At 71.5% G+C, this 16,810-nt stretch carries 15 protein-coding genes; 10 read left to right on the forward strand and 5 right to left on the reverse strand.

Features of this window, described 5'->3' with window-relative positions:
• The first annotated feature begins 139 nt into the window (after positions 1 to 139).
• From AB0M36_RS27440 to AB0M36_RS27450, 3 genes are all read left to right on the forward strand, one after another.
• Complete coding sequence (locus tag AB0M36_RS27440; protein ID WP_364162714.1) at positions 140 to 985, forward strand: hypothetical protein; 846 nt, start codon at positions 140 to 142, stop codon at positions 983 to 985.
• 81 nt (positions 986 to 1,066) lie between these two features.
• Positions 1,067 to 1,525, forward strand: a complete 459-nt coding sequence (locus tag AB0M36_RS27445; protein WP_364162717.1) for an SRPBCC family protein — start codon at positions 1,067 to 1,069, stop codon at positions 1,523 to 1,525.
• Positions 1,526 to 1,556: 31 nt separating this feature from the next.
• The gene (locus tag AB0M36_RS27450; protein ID WP_364162720.1) at positions 1,557 to 2,702 is read left to right on the forward strand and encodes a PQQ-binding-like beta-propeller repeat protein; all 1,146 of its coding nucleotides are present in this window, start codon (positions 1,557 to 1,559) and stop codon (positions 2,700 to 2,702) included.
• Here the strand turns inward: AB0M36_RS27450 and AB0M36_RS27455 are convergent.
• From AB0M36_RS27455 to AB0M36_RS27470, 4 genes are all read right to left on the reverse strand, one after another.
• Complete coding sequence (locus AB0M36_RS27455; protein ID WP_364162722.1) at positions 2,699 to 3,811, reverse strand: ROK family protein; 1,113 nt, start codon at positions 3,809 to 3,811, stop codon at positions 2,699 to 2,701. The genes AB0M36_RS27450 and AB0M36_RS27455 overlap by 4 nt on opposite strands.
• A 127-nt stretch (positions 3,812 to 3,938) precedes the next feature.
• Positions 3,939 to 5,015: a histidinol-phosphate transaminase gene (gene hisC, locus AB0M36_RS27460; RefSeq protein ID WP_364162725.1), complete on the reverse strand. Its 1,077-nt coding sequence runs from the start codon at positions 5,013 to 5,015 to the stop codon at positions 3,939 to 3,941.
• Complete coding sequence (locus AB0M36_RS27465) at positions 5,012 to 5,974, reverse strand: RDD family protein (RefSeq protein ID WP_364162728.1); 963 nt, start codon at positions 5,972 to 5,974, stop codon at positions 5,012 to 5,014. Before AB0M36_RS27465 ends, hisC begins: the two co-directional genes overlap by 4 nt.
• A complete protein-coding gene (locus tag AB0M36_RS27470; protein ID WP_364162730.1) occupies positions 5,971 to 6,573 on the reverse strand; it encodes an RDD family protein in 603 nt (200 codons plus the stop codon). The genes AB0M36_RS27465 and AB0M36_RS27470 overlap by 4 nt, the downstream gene beginning before the upstream one ends.
• A 99-nt stretch (positions 6,574 to 6,672) precedes the next feature.
• Between AB0M36_RS27470 and AB0M36_RS27475 the strand changes: the two genes are divergently transcribed.
• The 3 genes from AB0M36_RS27475 to AB0M36_RS27485 all read left to right on the forward strand — a co-directional run bounded on the left by AB0M36_RS27475 (position 6,673) and on the right by AB0M36_RS27485 (position 10,284).
• On the forward strand, positions 6,673 to 7,158 hold the full coding sequence (locus AB0M36_RS27475; RefSeq protein WP_364162732.1) for an Lrp/AsnC family transcriptional regulator: 486 nt from the start codon (positions 6,673 to 6,675) through the stop codon (positions 7,156 to 7,158).
• Positions 7,159 to 7,220: 62 nt separating this feature from the next.
• Entirely contained in the window at positions 7,221 to 8,537 is a 1,317-nt protein-coding gene (locus AB0M36_RS27480; RefSeq protein ID WP_364162735.1) for a hypothetical protein, read from the forward strand.
• Between the two features lie 70 nt (positions 8,538 to 8,607).
• Complete coding sequence (locus tag AB0M36_RS27485; RefSeq protein WP_364162738.1) at positions 8,608 to 10,284, forward strand: fumarate hydratase; 1,677 nt, start codon at positions 8,608 to 8,610, stop codon at positions 10,282 to 10,284.
• A 49-nt stretch (positions 10,285 to 10,333) separates the two neighbouring features.
• Here the strand turns inward: AB0M36_RS27485 and AB0M36_RS27490 are convergent, their stop codons facing one another.
• Positions 10,334 to 10,855: a hypothetical protein gene (locus AB0M36_RS27490; RefSeq protein ID WP_364162741.1), complete on the reverse strand. Its 522-nt coding sequence runs from the start codon at positions 10,853 to 10,855 to the stop codon at positions 10,334 to 10,336.
• A 149-nt stretch (positions 10,856 to 11,004) separates the two neighbouring features.
• Between AB0M36_RS27490 and AB0M36_RS27495 the strand changes: the two genes are divergently transcribed.
• The 4 genes from AB0M36_RS27495 (at position 11,005) to rlmB (ending at position 16,754) form a co-directional block, all read left to right on the forward strand.
• A complete protein-coding gene (locus AB0M36_RS27495) occupies positions 11,005 to 12,414 on the forward strand; it encodes a class II fumarate hydratase (RefSeq protein ID WP_364162744.1) in 1,410 nt (469 codons plus the stop codon).
• Positions 12,415 to 12,480: 66 nt separating this feature from the next.
• Positions 12,481 to 14,130 carry a S8 family serine peptidase gene (locus AB0M36_RS27500; protein WP_364162747.1) on the forward strand — a complete coding sequence of 550 codons (1,650 nt, stop codon included), beginning with the start codon at positions 12,481 to 12,483 and terminating at the stop codon, positions 14,128 to 14,130.
• Between the two features lie 93 nt (positions 14,131 to 14,223).
• The gene (cysS, locus tag AB0M36_RS27505) at positions 14,224 to 15,639 is read left to right on the forward strand and encodes a cysteine--tRNA ligase (protein ID WP_364162749.1); all 1,416 of its coding nucleotides are present in this window, start codon (positions 14,224 to 14,226) and stop codon (positions 15,637 to 15,639) included.
• Positions 15,639 to 16,754, forward strand: a complete 1,116-nt coding sequence (gene rlmB / locus AB0M36_RS27510) for a 23S rRNA (guanosine(2251)-2'-O)-methyltransferase RlmB (protein WP_364162752.1) — start codon at positions 15,639 to 15,641, stop codon at positions 16,752 to 16,754. The genes cysS and rlmB overlap by 1 nt, the downstream gene beginning before the upstream one ends.
• Positions 16,755 to 16,810 lie beyond the last annotated feature (56 nt).

Here is a 16,810-nt window from a genome sequence, read left to right on the forward strand (position 1 = left end):
CGTGACGGCTGGTTGCCCGGTGTGGACGGTGACGCCGCCGGGTGACCAGAACGCCGGAGGCGGGGAGCCACGGGGGTTCCCCGCCTTCTCGGCACACGGTGTTGTCCGGCTCTCGCGGAGTCCATTAGGTTCAATAATCGTGTCAACCCTGGTGCCACCCCTGTTCGCCGCGCTCGTGGACGACGCGTCCATGTTGCCGCCGGCTATGGGTGGCGTCATCGAGTCCGTGGCGGCCCATCGCAAGCACTGCGCCGCCGGCTATGCCCCACTCGTTGGTGCTCTGCTCGTACCCGCGTCATTTGTTGATCTTGAAGTGTCGCCGCAGGGGCTTTCGGTGGCCGTTGTCAATGACGCGGCGATCGCCGCGCTGCCCGTCGCCATCGCCAAGCTGCGCGCCGCCGGCGCCTCGGTGGCGCAGGCCGAGGCGCTCGTGGCCCGTCGGGGTGAGGATCCGCAGCCCGGTCTGGGCGCGCTGCGCGAGCTTGCCACCCGGGAGCCGGACCTGCGGGTGTACGCCGAGATTCCGCTGAGCTGGGGCCTGCTCGCCGCCCTCGACACCGTCGCCGCCGCGCGCGCCGAAGGGGTGGCGATCTACCCGAAGTTCCGGGTCGGCGGGTTGGCGGCCGAGCTGTTCCCGACGCCGGTGGAGCTGGCCGCGGTGATCTGCGCGTGCCGCGATCGGGACCTGCCTTTCAAGCTCGCCGCCGGGTTGCGGCACGCGCTGCGGCACACCGACCCGGAGACCGGCTTCACCCATCACGGCTTCCTCAACGTGCTGGTCGCCTCCGCGCTCGCGGTCGATGGCGGAGAGGTGGCCGATGTGGCCGAGGTGCTGGCGGCGACGCATCCGTTGCCGCTCGTCGAGCCGGCCCGGGTGCGGCGCGACGAGGCCCGGCCGCTGTGGGTCGGCTTCGGCGCGGGCAACGTGTTGGAGCCGCTGACGGAGCTGATCCGGCTTGGCCTGATCAACAGCGGAGATGGCTGACCCCGGACCCCCTGATCGGGAACTGAAACTGTCTGTCCTCGGGTCGCAACTCCCCGTACCGTGTACGCGGGAGGTCACGCTATGTCCACGATCGCGGTGACACGGCTGGTCGAAGCGCCGGTCGTCGAGGTGTGGGGGGTCTTCACCAACCTTCCCCAGCGCTGCGAATGGCTGTCCACGGTCACCCGCGTCGAGCTGCTGACCACCGGCCCGTTCGGCGCCGGGACGGTGTGGCGGGAGACCCGCACCATGGTCGACGGCGGAGAGATCACCGAGGAGTTCCGGGTTCGGGAGTGCGTGGTTCCCGAGCGGTTCGTGGTGGCGTCGCCCGGGATAGGCGCCGACTACCGGATGACCTACACGTTCGACCCGGTCGTCGAGGGGCGGCACCGCGGGGCCACCACGGTCACCGTGGTCCAGGACGGGGCACCGACCGCCCCGGCCGGCCGGTTCCTCGCGCTGGTCTTCGGCGGGCTGGCCGCGCGTACGGTCGAGGGCGCCCTGCGCCGCGACCTCGACGACCTCGCGGCCGTCGCCTAGGTTGTTTCCCGGCTGAATTAGGGTCCCGGGGGTGACCCGGAACTTACCGCGCGCCCTCGCCGCGGTCGTCGTGCTCGCCGCCGCGGCCCTGATCGGCTGGCGGGTGCTGGGACCCGCCGAGGTGATCGAGCCCGCCACCGAGCCCTACCCGATGGCCGTCGTCCGGCCCCCGGGTATCACGGGCAAGGCCATGATGGCGCCGCTGATCGTCAACGGCCGAATCCGGGTGTACGCCGGCAAGCGCCTCGTGAAGGCCGACGGCCCGGTCGACGCACGCACGATGCTCACCCCCCGATGGTCATACCGGCGGTGGCCGGCGCAGGTCAGCGGAGTGGTGGCTGTCGGCACCACGGTGGTGACCCGGTGGACTGACGGGGAACTGGTGGCGCTCGACGCGCTTACCGGCACGGTCGCATGGCGTGCCACCGGGCCCGCCGGTCCGGGATTCGCCGGACGCACCGGCGCCGAGCCGGTGTGGGCGCCGCCGGGAATGCATGTCGCGGGCGCCAGCGTCCTGGTCGTCGCCGGGCGCGAGCTGCTCGCCTGGTCGGCCGCGGACGGGACCCGGCGGTGGACCGCCCCCCTGCCTTCGGGCTGCGCAGGCGGCTCCTTCGTCACCGTAGGTGGGCGCTTCGTCTGTGGGGAAGGCGCCTGGGACGTCGTCTCCGGCGCGGCGGTGCCCGGCTGGCCGAAGGGCCCGTCGACGCCCGTCGGCTGCGATGTGGCCCGGTCGGCGTGCGGCGGGCTGAGAGACGCCTCGGGCCAGGGCTGGCTCGTCGGCGGTCACCGCCCGGAACGCGCCGCCGCCCTCGACCAGCCCGGCGCCAGCGCCACGGGCGGGCTCGTGCTCACCAACTCGGGCGGCGTGGTCACCGCCTCCGGCGCGGCGTCGTGGAGCTGGCAGGGAAACGCTCAGATCCTCGGCGTACGGGCGGACAAGGTTGTGCTGCTCGCCGCGGAGCTCGAGCTGGTGACCCTGGACGCGCGGAGCGGGGCGCAGCTCGCGCGGTTCACGGCGTACACGGACAACGAGCGGGTCGAGCCGTGGAAGCCGCACCTGTGGCAGGTGACCGACTCCGTCGTGGCGATCGAACGGCTGCGTCCGGGCGCGAGTGCCGACCCGGACGAGCACGATCACTACTACACCTTCGAACCCGAGATCATGGCTGCGGTCTAGCCGAGGTTGGCTAGCAGAGCCGTCCACGCCTCCTCGGCCGCACCCGCCAGCGGGCCGTCGTCGCCGAGCGCCGCCGCCAGCACCGGTGGGGGCGCCGCGCGGCGGAAGCCCATCAGGCCCGCCCGGTACGCCTCTTCGATCCGGTCCGGGGCCGCGGCCAGCAGGTCCACGCCGAGGCCGCCCAGCGTCACCAGGTCCGGATCGAGGCCGTTGACCAGCCCCGCGATGCCCCGGCCCAGGGCAGCCGCCACGGTCGCCGTCGCGGCCGCCGATTCCGCGCCCGGGGCGGCGATGACGCGGCGGGCGTACGAGACCGGGTCGCGGGGCTGCTCGTGGCCCAGGAGGCGGGCCAGGGCCGAACCGGCGACGGCCGTGCCCCAGCAGCCGCGGGCGCCGCACGGGCAGGCGACCGCCGAGTCGCCGAACGGCATGTGCCCGAATTCCCCGGCCGCGCCGAGGGCGCCGACGAGGACCTGGCCGCCGTTGACCACGGCGCCGCCCAGCCCGGCCTCGATCCGCAGGTGCAGGGCGACCGACGCGCCGACCGCCACCCCGCGATGTGACTCGGCCGAGGCGGCCAGCGTCGCGTCGTTGCCCGCCACGAAGAGGTCAGCGCCGGGCCAGGCCGCCGCGAGGTCGACGTCGTGCCAGCCGAGGTTGCTGGCGTCGAGCATGAGATCGCGGGAGACGGTGCCCGGGACGGCGATGCCGATGCCGCGGATCCGGCCGGCGAACCGGCGGCGCAACTCGGCCACCGCCGTACCGATCGCCGCGACGACCTCGTTGCCGCCACGGCCGTTCAGAGCCTCGCCCACGGTGGCCAGGATGCCGCCGCCGAGCTCGACGACGTCGGCACGCCAGGCCTCGTGAGTGATGGACGCGGCCGCGATCAGCGGGCCGCGCGGGTGCGGGATGAGCGCGGTCGTGGGCCGGCCGCGGGCGCCGCTCGGCGCCGCCGGACCCTCCGCGAGCAGCTCGGCCTGGCCCAGCCGCCCGACGAGCTCGGTGGTCGCGCCGGTGCCGACGCCGATCAGCCGGGCGGCATCGGCCCGGGTGACGCCGGGCCGGGCGTGCACCACCCGCAGCAGCTCGGTCGCGCGCGTCGTCACACCGTTCCCCCTTCTCGTGCTCCCCTTTCCCATCCTTGCGCCGCCCCGGCGGATCCGGGTGGCGGCGCACGGCGTGTCCGGTTCGCCGACTTTCCGGGCTCGCTCCGGCGGGGGAACGGTGCGGGGGTCAGAGGGCCGTTTCGGCGGCCGCGAGGAACGCGTCGTTCTCCTCCGGCGTACCGATGGTGACGCGCACGCCGTCGCCCTGGAACGGACGGACGATGACCCCGCGCTGCTCGCAGGCGGCGCCGAAGGCCGCCGCCTGGTCGCCCAGGGGCAGCCAGACGAAGTTCGACTGGCTCGACGGCACCTCGGGCAGCAGCTTGCGCAGCGCCTCGGTGACCCGCTCCCGCTCGGAGATGACGATGGCGCAGCGCCGCTTCACCTCGTCCTCGGCGTCCAGGGCGGCCAGCGCGGCCGCCTGGGCGACCAGGCTCGTCGAGAACGGGGTCAGCACCTTGCGGATGGCGACCGCCACGTCGGGCTGCGCCACGAGGAAGCCCACGCGCAGGCCGGCGAGGCCCCAGGCCTTGCTCAGCGTGCGCAGCACGACCACATTGGGCCGGTCACCGTACGCGACGAGCCCGTCCGGGATCTCGTCGTCGGTGACGAACTCGCGGTAGGCCTCGTCCAGCACGACGAGGACGTCGCTCGGCACGGTGTCGAGGAAGCGGTCCAGCTCGGCCCGGCGCACGCTGGTGCCGGTCGGGTTGTTCGGGTTGCAGACGATCACCAGCCGGGTCCGGTCGGTGATCGCATCGGCCATCGCCGACAGGTCGTGCCCGTGCTCGGGCGTGTTGGGGACGCGCACGCTGGTCGCGCCCACCCCGGCGGAGATGATCGGGTACGCCTCGAAGGAGCGCCATGAGTAAACGATCTCGTCGCCGGGCAGGCAGGTGGCCTTCGCCAGGTGCTCGGCGAGCGCGACCGAGCCGCAGCCCGTGACGACGCGGTCGGGGCTGACGCCGTACCGCTCGGCGAGCCGGTCGCGGAGCTGCACCACGCCCATGTCCGGGTAGCGGTGCGACTGGGTGACCGCCGCCGCGACCGCCTCGGGCACGCCGGGCAGCGGGCCGTACGGCACCTCGTTGCTGGCCAGCTTGATCGCCTCGGCGATGCCGAGCTCTCGGGCCACGTCGGCGACGTTGCGCCCGGGCACGTACACGGGCAGTGCGTCCAGGTCGGCGCGGGTCAGCCTGGTCATCGTTCTCCTCCGGTGGAATCGTCAGCGTTCTCCGGCTTGGCCGGGACGGAGTTCGGGGTGGTGCCGGGCGGCGCGGACACCACGACGGTGCCGGCCGACTTGTCGTACAGGGCCTGGTGCAGTTTCTGGTCGAAGAGCACCGACAGGGAGAGGACGAACTGGGCCAGGAACCCTATGCCGCAGTACCACAGCGGTGTCCAGACGCCGAGCCGTCCCCAGCGCCGCATGGCCCGGCCGAAGCCGAGCGCGGTGTTGTCCTCGAGCTTGACCACCTTGACGCCGAGCAGCCGCTTGCCGAGGGTCTGGCCGCTGTTGGCGAGCGCCGGGACCTCGTAGGCGAACCACAGCGCGGTCGCCACGAACAGCATGGTCAGCAGGATGGTGGTGGACCGGGGCGAGGCGGGCTCCGGCGTCGCCGTCGGGTTGGCCATGGCGGCGCGGAGCACCGGTTCGAACTCGCGCCACCACTGGTAGGCGAGCCAGCCGTTCACCAGCACGTTGAGGAGCAGCACGGCGGCGATGTCGACGAGGCGCGCGACCAGCCGGCGGCCGAGTCCGGCCAGGGCCATGCCGTGCGGTCGCGCCTGCACCGGGTAGGGGTACATCAGACCCGGAGGCGGCTGCCAGCCGGGCGGCGGTTGCCAGCCGGGCGGGGGCGCCGGGTAGCCGGGCGGTGGTTGCCAGCCGGGCGGGGGCGCCGGGTAGCCCGGGGGTGGTTGCCAGCCGGGAGGGGGTGCCGGGTAGCCGGGTTGGATCGCGGGAGCGCCAGGTGGAGTGGGGGGTGCGTCGGACGGGGAAGCCGGCTCGGGCTGCTGCGCGGGCTCCTCGGCGGGAGGGGGGCCCTGCGGCGGCACCTGGTCCGCCGGGATCGCCGCGCCCAGCCAGCCCTCGCCGTCCCACCACCGCTGGGTCGAGGGGTCGGCCGGGTCCTTGTACCAACCGGCGGGTAGCGAACTCATGGCGCAACCTTTATCACGATGGTCTTGGCGGCCTTGTCGTGCAGGGTCTGTTGGTAGGGCTTGTCCCAGAGCTGCCAGAACCCGTCGAGAAGGCCGAGGAACGGCACCAGGGAACCCGCGACGCACTCGACGAGATAGCGCTTGGCGGCCATGCCCCGGGTGAGCGTCGCGCCCGGCTCGAGCGGCACCACCCGCGCCTTCATCAGCTTCTTGCCCAGCGTCTGACCGCTGCGGAACATCATCTCGACGTAGTAGACGTAGTAGGCGACCAGCAGGAACGCGAAGAAGCCGAGCTCCAGCAGCAGAAGCGGCAGGAAGATCTCGCCGAACACGTCGGCGTCGCTCCGCGCGAACGGATCGCTCTGCGCGGCGACCTCGGAAAACCTGCTGAAGACGAGCCAGAACATCGGCGGAAGGAAGAGAACCATCGCGACGAGCGAGAGGATCGCCACGTCGATCATGTACGCGAGAATCCGCGTGCCGAAGTCCGCGAGCGGGCGGCCGTCCGGGCTCAGCGGCACGGGCAGCGGCCGCCATCCGGGCGCGGGTAGGGGCGGCGCGTAGCCCGGCGGTGGCGCGGCGTCTCTCGCTTCGGTCACGAGGACAGTGTTACAGGTTTCCGCGCCGCTCCTGATCCCGCACGACGCCTTGGGATATCCGATGGCCGGGCTGCGCATTCGGTAGGGTCTGAACGCATCATGACTGTGCAAGATGTCCACCTCGATGCCCTGGACGGCCGGATGCTCGCGTTGCTCGCCGAGGAGCCGCGCATCGGCGTCCTGGAGCTGTCCCGCCGTCTGGCCGTGGCCCGGGGCACGGTGCAGGCCCGGCTGGACAAGCTGATCGCCCGCGGCGCCATCCGCGGGTTCGGCCCGGACGTCTCGCCGGCCGCGATCGGCTACGGCGTGATGAGCTTCGTGACCCTGGAGATCTCCCAGCGGTACGGCCACACCGCGGTCACCGAGCACCTCGCGGAAATTCCGGAGGTTCTCGAGGCGCACACGATCACCGGCAGCGGCGACCTGCTGTGCCGCATCGTGGCCCGCTCGAACGCCGACCTGCAGCGCGTGATCGACAACGTGCTGGCGTACGAGGGGATCATGCGGGCGTCGACCATCATCGCGCTGGCCGAGCAGGTGCCATACCGGACGACACCGCTGGTCCGGGCAGCCAGCGGGATATAAGGCATCGACACGGTCTTATCGGGCTGGCCATCGCGCCCTGTTGATCTCGTTACCGTGTCGGCGTGGCTTCCGGCGGTCCGAACCTCAAGAGCATCGCGTTCGTGGGTGTCGTCGCCGTCATCGTCCTGGCCACCACCGGCGTGTGGAACCCGTTCCCGCGGCTGTGGTCGTGGATCGCCCAGACCGAGCCGATCGCCGAGGGCGTCGCGACCTGGCAGACGGCGATCGGCGGCTCACCGGAGAGCGTCACGATCACCGGCGGCACGGCCATCGTCGAATACCGCACGTCGGTCGAGGCGTACGGGCTCACCGCCGGCGTGCGCCTGTGGAAGTCCGACGCCGACTGGGCCGGGCTGGCCGGCGCCGACTCCGAGGCCGTCGTCGTGGTCGGCCGGCTGCTGACCAAGGGTTACGAGGTCCTCGATCCCGCCACCGGCGCGGTCCGGCGCACGGACACCGCCGCCACGGCCGTCTGGACGTACGCCGACGCGATCCTCGATCTGCGCTGCCCGGAGGCCGGGGAATGCGAGCTCAGCGCCTGGGAGCCGCGCGGCAGCAAGCCGTTGTGGACCGTCGCCACGCCCGGCATCGGCTTCGTGCTCAACGCGTCGAACCCGGATCTGCCCGACACCCAGCCGCTCGCCGCCGAGCGGGTCGACGCGCGGGCCGGTGGACCCGTGCCGCTGCCCCACCTCATCGGGCTTCCCGGCGACGGCAAGGTGCAGATCATCGACACCGCGCAGGGCCGGGTCGCCCAGACCCGTACGCCCGGGCGGGACCAGCGGGTCGCCGTCGTCGGCAGCCGGGTGCTGACCGTGACCGGCGAGGGCCGTGACGGCACCTGCTACTACGACGTCATCGCCCACGACCCGCCCTCGGGCCGGCCGGTGTGGCAGCGCGACGGGCTCAACCTGCGCACGGCCGAAGGATCCGGCTGCAAGCAGGGGCGGGACCCGGCCGGCGGCTCGGACGTGGTGCTCGGCGTCGATCCCACCGGGCGGCAGGAGTTGATCGCCGCGCACGACGGCCGCAACCTGTGGCGGGGCCAGGAGGGGCAGAGCGTGCTCGCCGTCGACAACGCCTACGCACTGGTCCGTTCCGCTGACAAGAAGACGCTCAGCGCGCGCTCCTTCAGCGGTGGGTCCGTGGTGTGGCGCCGCGACCTCGGCGCGGGGGCGACGGCCGCACTCACTCCGTACGCGGCGATCATCACGGAGAAGAAACCGGCCCGGATCGTCGCACTCAGCCCGCGTACCGGAAAGGTCCTGACCGAGGCACGCACGGACGCGACGGTCTTCGCCGCCGGACCCGGCGGTCTGATCCTGGTCTCCGGACGCGACATGGCATACCTTCCGTACGGGTCGTCCGCCGCACAGTGATCTAACCGGTATGTGGGCATGACCCCGCTGGTTCGCACAGCCGGCATGCGCTGGCCTAGGCTTGCCCGTCATGAGCAGAGCCGCCGCTTTCTCGTACTCGCCGCTGTTGCCGACCGGCGAGGACACCACCGAGTACCGACTGCTCTCGGACGAGGGCGTGGACGTGGTCAACGGTCCCGGCGGCCGGCGGTTCCTCACCGTCGACCCCGGCGTGCTCACGCACCTGACCGCCGAGGCGATGCACGACATCGCGCACTTCCTGCGCCCGGCGCACCTCGCCCAGCTGCGGGCCATCATCGACGACCCCAAGGCCTCGGCCAACGACCGGTTCGTCGCGCTCGACCTGCTGCGCAACGCCAACATCGCCGCCGGCGGCGTGCTACCGATGTGCCAGGACACGGGTACGGCGATCGTGATGGGCAAGCGCGGCCGGCACGTGCTGACCGACGGCGCCGACGAGGAGGCGATCGCGCTCGGCGTCTACCAGGCGTACACCCGCCTCAACCTGCGGTATTCGCAGCTCGCCCCGCTGACCATGTGGGACGAGAAGAACACCGGGTCCAACCTGCCGGCGCAGATCGAGCTGTACGCGGAGGACCCGGGCGGGCAGCCGGACGCGTACAAGTTCCTGTTCATGGCCAAGGGCGGCGGTTCGGCCAACAAGTCGTACCTCTACCAGGAGACCAAGGCGCTGCTGAACCCGGCGCGGCTGATGGCGTTCCTGGACGAGAAGTTGCGGTTGATCGGTACGTCGGCCTGTCCGCCGTACCATCTGGCGGTGGTGATCGGCGGCACCAGCGGCGAGCACGCGCTCAAGACCGCCAAGCTGGCCAGCGCGAAATACCTGGACAATCTGCCGCGCGAGGGCTCGATGTCCGGCCACGGCTTCCGCGACGTCGAGCTGGAGGCCGCGGTCCTCGAGCTGACCCGCGACTTCGGCATCGGCGCGCAGTTCGGCGGGCGCTACTTCTGCCATGACGTACGGGTGGTCCGCCTGCCCCGGCACGGCGCCTCCTGCCCGGTCGCGATCGCGGTCTCCTGCTCGGCCGACCGGCAGGCGCTCGGCAAGATCACTCCGTCCGGGGTCTGGCTGGAGCGGCTCGAGCCGGACCCGGCCCGCTATCTGCCGGACGTGACCGACGAGACGCTGGAGACCGACGAGGTCGTCCGGGTGGACCTCAACCAGCCGATGGACGCCATCCGGGCCCAGCTCGCCAAGTACCCCGTGAAGACCCGCCTGTCGCTGACCGGCCCGCTGGTGGTGGCCCGCGACATCGCACACGCGAAGATCGCCGAGCGCCTCGACGCGGGCGAACCGATGCCGCAGTACCTGCGCGATCACGCGGTCTATTACGCCGGTCCGGCCAAGACGCCGGAGGGCTACGCGTCCGGCTCGTTCGGCCCGACCACGGCCGGCCGGATGGACGCGTACGTGGAGAAGTTCCAGGCCGCGGGCGGCTCCCTGGTGATGCTGGCGAAGGGCAACCGCTCCGGCCAGGTGACCGAGGCCTGCCAGAGCCACGGCGGCTTCTACCTCGGCTCGATCGGCGGCCCGGCGGCGCGCCTCGCCCAGGACTGCATCCGGCACGTCGAGGTGCTCGAGTATCCGGAGCTCGGCATGGAGGCGGTGTGGAAGATCGAGGTGGAGGACTTCCCGGCCTTCATCGTCGTGGACGACAAGGGCAACGACTTCTTCGCCGAGGTGACCCGCCCGAAGAGCGTCCTGCAGATCGGCAAGGGCGTCTAGAAGGCCCGCCCGCGCAGTGCGGGCGGACGGCTTCCGGCCGTGCTGAGCCTCAGGCGCAGCGGCCGGCGACCGGGGTGAGCCAGTTGGTCATGGCGTTCTGGAGAATCTTGTCCAGGTCCTTCTCGGCCTTGATGCCGTCGAAGAACCTGGTGTCCGAGGCGCTCTTGGCGAGCCGGGCGGCCGTGGACGCTCCCGCTTCCTTGAGCTCCGGGTCCTGAGCCGCCGTGGTCTCCTTGCGCACCTGTGCGCTGACGCCCTTGAGCTTCTTGCTCGCGGCCTGCTGCGCCGTCTTCGCGTTGTCGGCCTGCTTGGCCTCCTTGTACGCGATCATCTTGCCGAGCTCGGCCCCGAAATTCTCCAGGTCGGCGTCGAAGATCTTCTCGAGCCGGGCACAGACCTTCTTGGTGTCCGCCGAGTAGTCAGGCGGCGCAGTCGTGGCGGCCGTGGGTGGCGCGGTCGTGGGAGTGGCCACTGAGGACGTCTGGGAACCGTCCGCGTCGCTGGTGCTGCCGCAGCCGGCTCCGGCGAGCAGGAGGCCGCAGAGGGCCGCGGCGAAAAGGGTGCGTCGCATGACGAAGATCCCGTTCGTGAGGGGTTGCAAACCCTCGGGACGATACTTCCGGCTTCGGGTGCCGTCCAACCGGTGTCATCCCTGTGGCACGTGAACGGCTGTCGGTCAGTGACGCGGATCAACTGCGTGCGGCCCGTCGCGGGGGCAGGATGGAGACCGTGACGACGACTGACGAGAGCGGTTTCCGGATCGAGCGCGACACGATGGGTGAGGTCCGGGTGCCGGCCGATGCCCTGTGGCGGGCGCAGACGCAGCGGGCGGTGGAGAACTTCCCGATCTCCGGGCGGGGGCTGGAGCCCGCGCACATCCGGGCGCTGGCCCGGATCAAGGGTGCGGCCGCCCAGGCCAACGCCGCGCTGGGGGTGCTGGACGACGATCTGGCCAAGGCCATCGCGACCGCCGCGGCGCACGTCGCGGACGGCGGATACGACGACCAGTTCCCGATCGACGTCTTCCAGACCGGTTCCGGCACGTCGTCCAACATGAACACCAACGAGGTGATCGCGACGCTGGCCTCGCGGGAGCTGGGTCGGCCGGTGCACCCCAACGACCACGTCAACGCCTCGCAGTCGAGCAACGACGTCTTCCCGTCCTCGATCCATCTCGCCGCGACCGAGGCGGTCACCGGCGACCTTATTCCGGCGCTGGAGCATCTCGCGGAGGCGCTCAGCGCCAAGTCCTCGGAGTGGGCGGAGGTCGTCAAGTCGGGCCGCACGCACCTCATGGACGCGACTCCGGTCACCCTGGGTCAAGAGTTCTCCGGGTACGCGGCCCAGGTGCGCCACGGCATCGACCGGCTCACCGCCGCCCTGCCCCGCCTGGCCGAGCTGCCGCTGGGCGGCACCGCCGTGGGAACGGGCGTCAACACGCCGCCGGGGTTCGCCGCCGCGGTGATCGAGCGGCTGCGGGAGTCGACGGGGTTGCCGCTGACCGAGGCCGGTAACCACTTCGAGGCGCAGGGAGCGCGGGACGGCCTGGTGGAGGCCTCCGGGCAGCTGCGGGTCGTCGCGGTCAGCCTTTACAAGATCGTCAACGACATCCGCTGGATGGGGTCGGGGCCCCGGGCCGGGCTGCGTGAGCTGCGCCTGCCGGACCTGCAGCCCGGGTCGTCGATCATGCCGGGCAAGGTGAACCCGGTCGTGCCGGAGTCGGTGCGTCAGGTGGTCGCGCAGGTCATCGGCAACGACGCGGCGGTGGCGTTCGCCGGCACGCAGGGCGACTTCGAGCTCAACGTCATGCTGCCGGTGATGGCCCGTAACGTGCTCGAGTCGATCAAGTTGCTGGCCGCGTCCGCGCGGATGCTGGCCGACCGCTGCGTCGCGGGTCTGGAGGCCGACGAGGCCGTCACGCGGGCGTACGCGGAGGGTTCGCCGTCGATCGTCACGCCGCTGAACCGCCACCTCGGCTATGACGAGGCCGCCGCGATCGCCAAGCAGGCGCTGAAGGAAGACAAGACCATCCGGGCAGTCGTCATCGAACGCGGACATGTCGCCAACGGCACACTGTCCGAGGAGGAGCTGGATGCGGCGCTGGATGTCCTTCGGATGACCCGCCCGTGACCGATCGTTGGCAGAACGACGCTGTCAACCCTTGTGGATGATCGTCTTCTTCGATGGAATGCGGGGATGAGAAGACGTCTGACGGCCGGGGCCGTCGTCACCGCGACGAGCCTCGCCGCCCTCCTTGTCGGCCTGCCCACCACGCCGGCGGCCGCTACCGCCACCACCGAATACACCGTCGTCGCCGATGACGACGTCTCGACCGCCGACGCGATCGCCGCGATCACCGCCGCCGGCGGCACGGTCGTCGCGAGCAACACGGCGGTCGGCACATACAAGGTCACCTCGTCCGCCGCCGACTTCAAGACCCGCGCCGCGCGCGCCGACGCCCTGATCGGCGCCTCGGCCAACAAGGCCATCGGGCGTTCGCCCAAGGTCTCGCCGGCCGTCGAGCAGCCGGTCACCGAGGCGCTGCGTGGCCGCGGCCCGCACGGTGCGACCACCCCGGACCCGCTCGACGACAAGCTGTGGGGCCTCAAGATGGTCAAGGCCGACAAGGCCCGGACCATCGAGAAGGGCGAGCGCGGCGTCACCGTCGGCGTCCTGGACACCGGCATCGACGCGTCCAACCCGGATCTCGCGCCCAACTTCAGCACCAAGCTCTCCCGCAACTTCGCCCCCGACCTGGTGGACGTCGACGGGCCCTGCGAGGTGGAGAGCTGCCTCGACCCGGTCGGCACCGACGACGGCGGGCACGGCACCCACGTGGCCGGCACGATCGCCGCCGCGGCCAACGGCACCGGGCTCTCCGGCGTCGCGCCGAACGTCACGCTGGTCGAGCTCAAGGGTGGCCAGGACTCCGGCTACTTCTTCCTCGCCCCGGTCGTCAACGCCCTCACGTACGCGGGCGACGCCGGCCTTGACGTGGTCAACATGTCGTTCTACGTCGACCCGTGGCTCTACAACTGCAAGGCCAACGCGGCGGACTCCCCCGAGGCGCAGGCCGAGCAGCAGGCGATCATCACGGGCATGAAGCGGGCGCTGAACTACGCGCACAGCCGTGGGGTCACGCTGGTGGGCGCTCTGGGCAACCAGCACGACAACCTCAACGACCCGCAGGTCGACACGACCAGCCCGGACTACGGCGGCACGCCGTACGAGCGGCCGCTCGACAACAAGACCTGCTTCTCGCTGCCGGCCGAGGGCCCGCACGTGATCGGCGTCTCGGCGATCGGCCCGTCGACGTCGAAGTCGCACTACTCCAACTACGGCACCGAGCAGATCGGCGTCTCCGCGCCGGGCGGCTTCACCAAGGACTTCTTCGGTACGCCGCAGTACAACAACGCGGCGAACAACATCCTGTCCACGTACCCGCTGAAGGTCTTGCAGGAGAAGGGGACGGTCGACGCGGACGGCAACCCGACCAGCCCGAACGTCTTCAAGGAGTGCACCCAGGACGGGAAGTGCGGCTACTACACCTTCCTGGCGGGCACGTCGATGGCTTCGCCGCACGCGGCGGGTGTCGCGGCGCTGATCGTCAGCAGGTACGGCCACCGCGACTGGTGGCGCGGCGGCCTGAAGATGAACCCGAAGCTGGTCGAGGCCCGGCTCTACCGCACGGCCCAGAAGACCGCCTGCCCGGAGCCGCGTCTGCGCAGCTACGCGAACGAGGGCTACGCCGCGGAGTTCGACGCGTACTGCGACGGGGATAAGGACTTCAACAGCTTCTACGGTCACGGCATCGTCGACGCATACAAGGCGGTCGGCGGGCGCTGAGCCCGTACCTGTGGACAAGGTTGTGGATAACCGCTCCGGCCGGGCACTCGGACGGGGCGGTTATCAACTTCTCAGGGTCGGTACCCTTGTACGGTGACGCTGAGGCTGCATGACACCACGACCCGATCCGTCCGGGACTTCGTCCCGAAGACGCCCGGACAGGTCGGCATCTACCTCTGCGGCCTCACGGTGCAGTCCGTGCCGCACATCGGCCACCTGCGCAGCGGCATCAACTACGACGTTTTGCGGCGCTGGCTGACCCATACCGGCCACGACGTCACTTTCATCCGCAATCTCACCGACGTCGACGACAAGATCCTGGAAAAGTCGCTGGAGACGGGACGGCCGTTCTGGGCCATCGCGTACGCGAACAAGGTCATCCTCGACGCCGACTACCGCGCGCTCAACGTGCTGCCGCCGACCTACGAGCCGCTCGCCACCGGGCACATCCCGGAGATGCACGAGATCATCGGCACGCTGATCGAGCGCGGCCATGCCTACGAGTCGTCCGAGGCGAACGGCGACGTCTACTTCGATGTCCCCAGCTATGCCGATTACGGTGCGCTCTCCGGGCAGAAGCCCGAGGACATGCGCGTGAGCGACAAGAACCCGGACCGGTGCAAGCGGCACGCCGGTGACTTCGCGCTCTGGAAGGGCGTCAAGGCGGACGAGCCCGACGACGCCTCCTGGCCGTCGCCGTGGGGCCGGGGCCGCCCGGGCTGGCACATCGAGTGCTCCGCGATGGCCCGGCGCTACCTCGGCGACGAGTTCGACATCCACGGCGGCGGGCTGGACCTGACATTCCCGCACCACGAGAACGAGGTCGCCCAGTCGCGCGCGGCCGGCCTGCCGTTCGCCCGCTACTGGGTGCACCACGCGTTGCTCAACCTCGGCGAGGCCAAGATGAGCAAGTCGCTGGGGAACGTCATCGACGTCGAGGCCGTGCGCGCCATGGGCATCCGCCCGGTCGAGCTGCGCTACTACCTCGGCGTGCCGCACTACCGCTCGCGCATCGACTACTCCGATGACGCGCTGCGCGAGGCCGCCACGGCGTACAAGCGGATCGAGGGCTTCGTGCAGCGGGCCGTCGAGGTGGTCGGCCCCGGCCGCCCCAAGGAGGTCCCCCCGGCCTTCGCCGCGGCGATGAACGACGACCTCAACACCTCGGCGGCGCTCGCGGTCGTGCACGACACGATCCGTGACGGCAACACCGCGCTGGCGGCGGCCGACGAGACCGGCGTCCGTGCCGCGCTGACCGAGGTGCGCTCCATGCTCGGCCTGCTCGGGCTCGACCCGCTCGACGAGGCCTGGGGCACCACGACGGCCGGCGGCGACCTCAAGCCGGTCGTCGACTCACTGGTCGCGCTCGCGCTGGAGCAGCGCGCGCAGGCACGCACACGCAAGGACTGGGCGGCGGCCGACTCGGTCCGCGACCAGCTCAAGAACGCGGGAATTCAGGTGGAGGACACTCCGACCGGGCCGCGCTGGACGGTAGGAGAGCAGCACTGATGCCAGGAAACTCCCGTAACGCGAGCAAGCGCGTCACGTCGAAGAAGGGCGCCTCGGCCGGCTCCGGCGGCAAGAACCGGGCCAGCCTCAAGGGCCGCGGCAAGACCCTGCCCGCCGACGAGAGGCCGTGGCACAAGGGCTACTCCGGCACCGAGAAGCTGCCCGAGAAGACGGCCCGCAAGCAGGACAAGGAGCGGCGTGCCGCGGCGGCCGAGGGGCGGGCCCCCAAGATCGGCATTCCGGGCACCAAGGACACCACCTGGGGTCGCGGCGGTGGCCGCGGCACCGGGCGCCCGGCACCCCAGCGCGGCGGCCGGATGCAGAGCCGCGGCCCGCGGATCGCGCCGGGCCGGCGCTCCAACCCGACCAAGGAAGGGCCCGAGCTGCTGCTCGGCCGCAACCCCGTGGTCGAGGCGCTGCGTGCCCTCGTCCCGTCCACCGCGCTCTACGTGGCGCAGGGCATCGACATCGACGACCGGGTCTCCGAGATCGTGCGGACGGCCGGCGACCGGGGCATTCCGATCCTGGAAATCAGCCGCAACGAACTCGACCGGATGACCGGCGGCGTGCTGCACCAGGGCGTCGGCCTGCAGGTGCCGCCATTCGCGTACGAGAACTTCGACGACCTCGTCGCCGCGGCGATGGAGCAGACCGCGCCGCTGCTGGTGGCCCTGGACGGGGTGACCGACCCCCGCAATCTGGGCGCGGTGATCCGCTCGGTCGCCGCCTTCGGAGCGCACGGCGTCTTCATGCCCGAGCGCCGCGCCGCGGGCATCACGGCCACCGCCTGGCGCACCAGCGCCGGTGCCGCCGCCCGCGTGCCGGTCTCCCAGGTGGTCAACCTGACCCGGGCCATCAAGGCCGCCCAGCAGGCCGGATTCACCGCGATCGGCCTTGACGCGGACGGCGAGACGGACCTCTACCAGCTCGAGGCGGCGGTCGGCCCGCTGATCGTCGTGGTGGGCTCGGAAGGGCGGGGCCTCTCCCGCCTGGTCGGCGAGACGTGCGACATGCGGGTCAGCATCCCGATGGTCTCCACGGTGGAATCCCTGAACGCCAGCGTCGCCGCCGCGGTGACCCTCGCCGAGGTCGCCCGCCGCCGCACGTACGGCTGACCTGCCGAAAACCCGCCGAAGCCGCGGCGCGACGACGCCTGCCGCGGCTTCGGGTG

This window comes from Actinoplanes sp. NPDC051346 (assembly GCF_040682215.1).
Classification (GTDB): domain Bacteria; phylum Actinomycetota; class Actinomycetes; order Mycobacteriales; family Micromonosporaceae; genus Actinoplanes.

Coding starts and splice junctions, on each gene's coding strand:
- rlmB (WP_364162752.1), top strand. CDS start 15,639: ATGCCAGGAAACTCCCGTAACGCGAGCAAGCGCGTCACGTCGAAGAAG.
- AB0M36_RS27485 (WP_364162738.1), top strand. CDS start 8,608: ATGAGCAGAGCCGCCGCTTTCTCGTACTCGCCGCTGTTGCCGACCGGC.
- AB0M36_RS27465 (WP_364162728.1), bottom strand. CDS start 5,974: ATGAGTTCGCTACCCGCCGGTTGGTACAAGGACCCGGCCGACCCCTCG.
- AB0M36_RS27495 (WP_364162744.1), top strand. CDS start 11,005: ATGGAGACCGTGACGACGACTGACGAGAGCGGTTTCCGGATCGAGCGC.
- AB0M36_RS27475 (WP_364162732.1), top strand. CDS start 6,673: ATGACTGTGCAAGATGTCCACCTCGATGCCCTGGACGGCCGGATGCTC.
- AB0M36_RS27445 (WP_364162717.1), top strand. CDS start 1,067: ATGTCCACGATCGCGGTGACACGGCTGGTCGAAGCGCCGGTCGTCGAG.
- AB0M36_RS27500 (WP_364162747.1), top strand. CDS start 12,481: ATGAGAAGACGTCTGACGGCCGGGGCCGTCGTCACCGCGACGAGCCTC.
- hisC (WP_364162725.1), bottom strand. CDS start 5,015: ATGACCAGGCTGACCCGCGCCGACCTGGACGCACTGCCCGTGTACGTG.
- AB0M36_RS27490 (WP_364162741.1), bottom strand. CDS start 10,855: ATGCGACGCACCCTTTTCGCCGCGGCCCTCTGCGGCCTCCTGCTCGCC.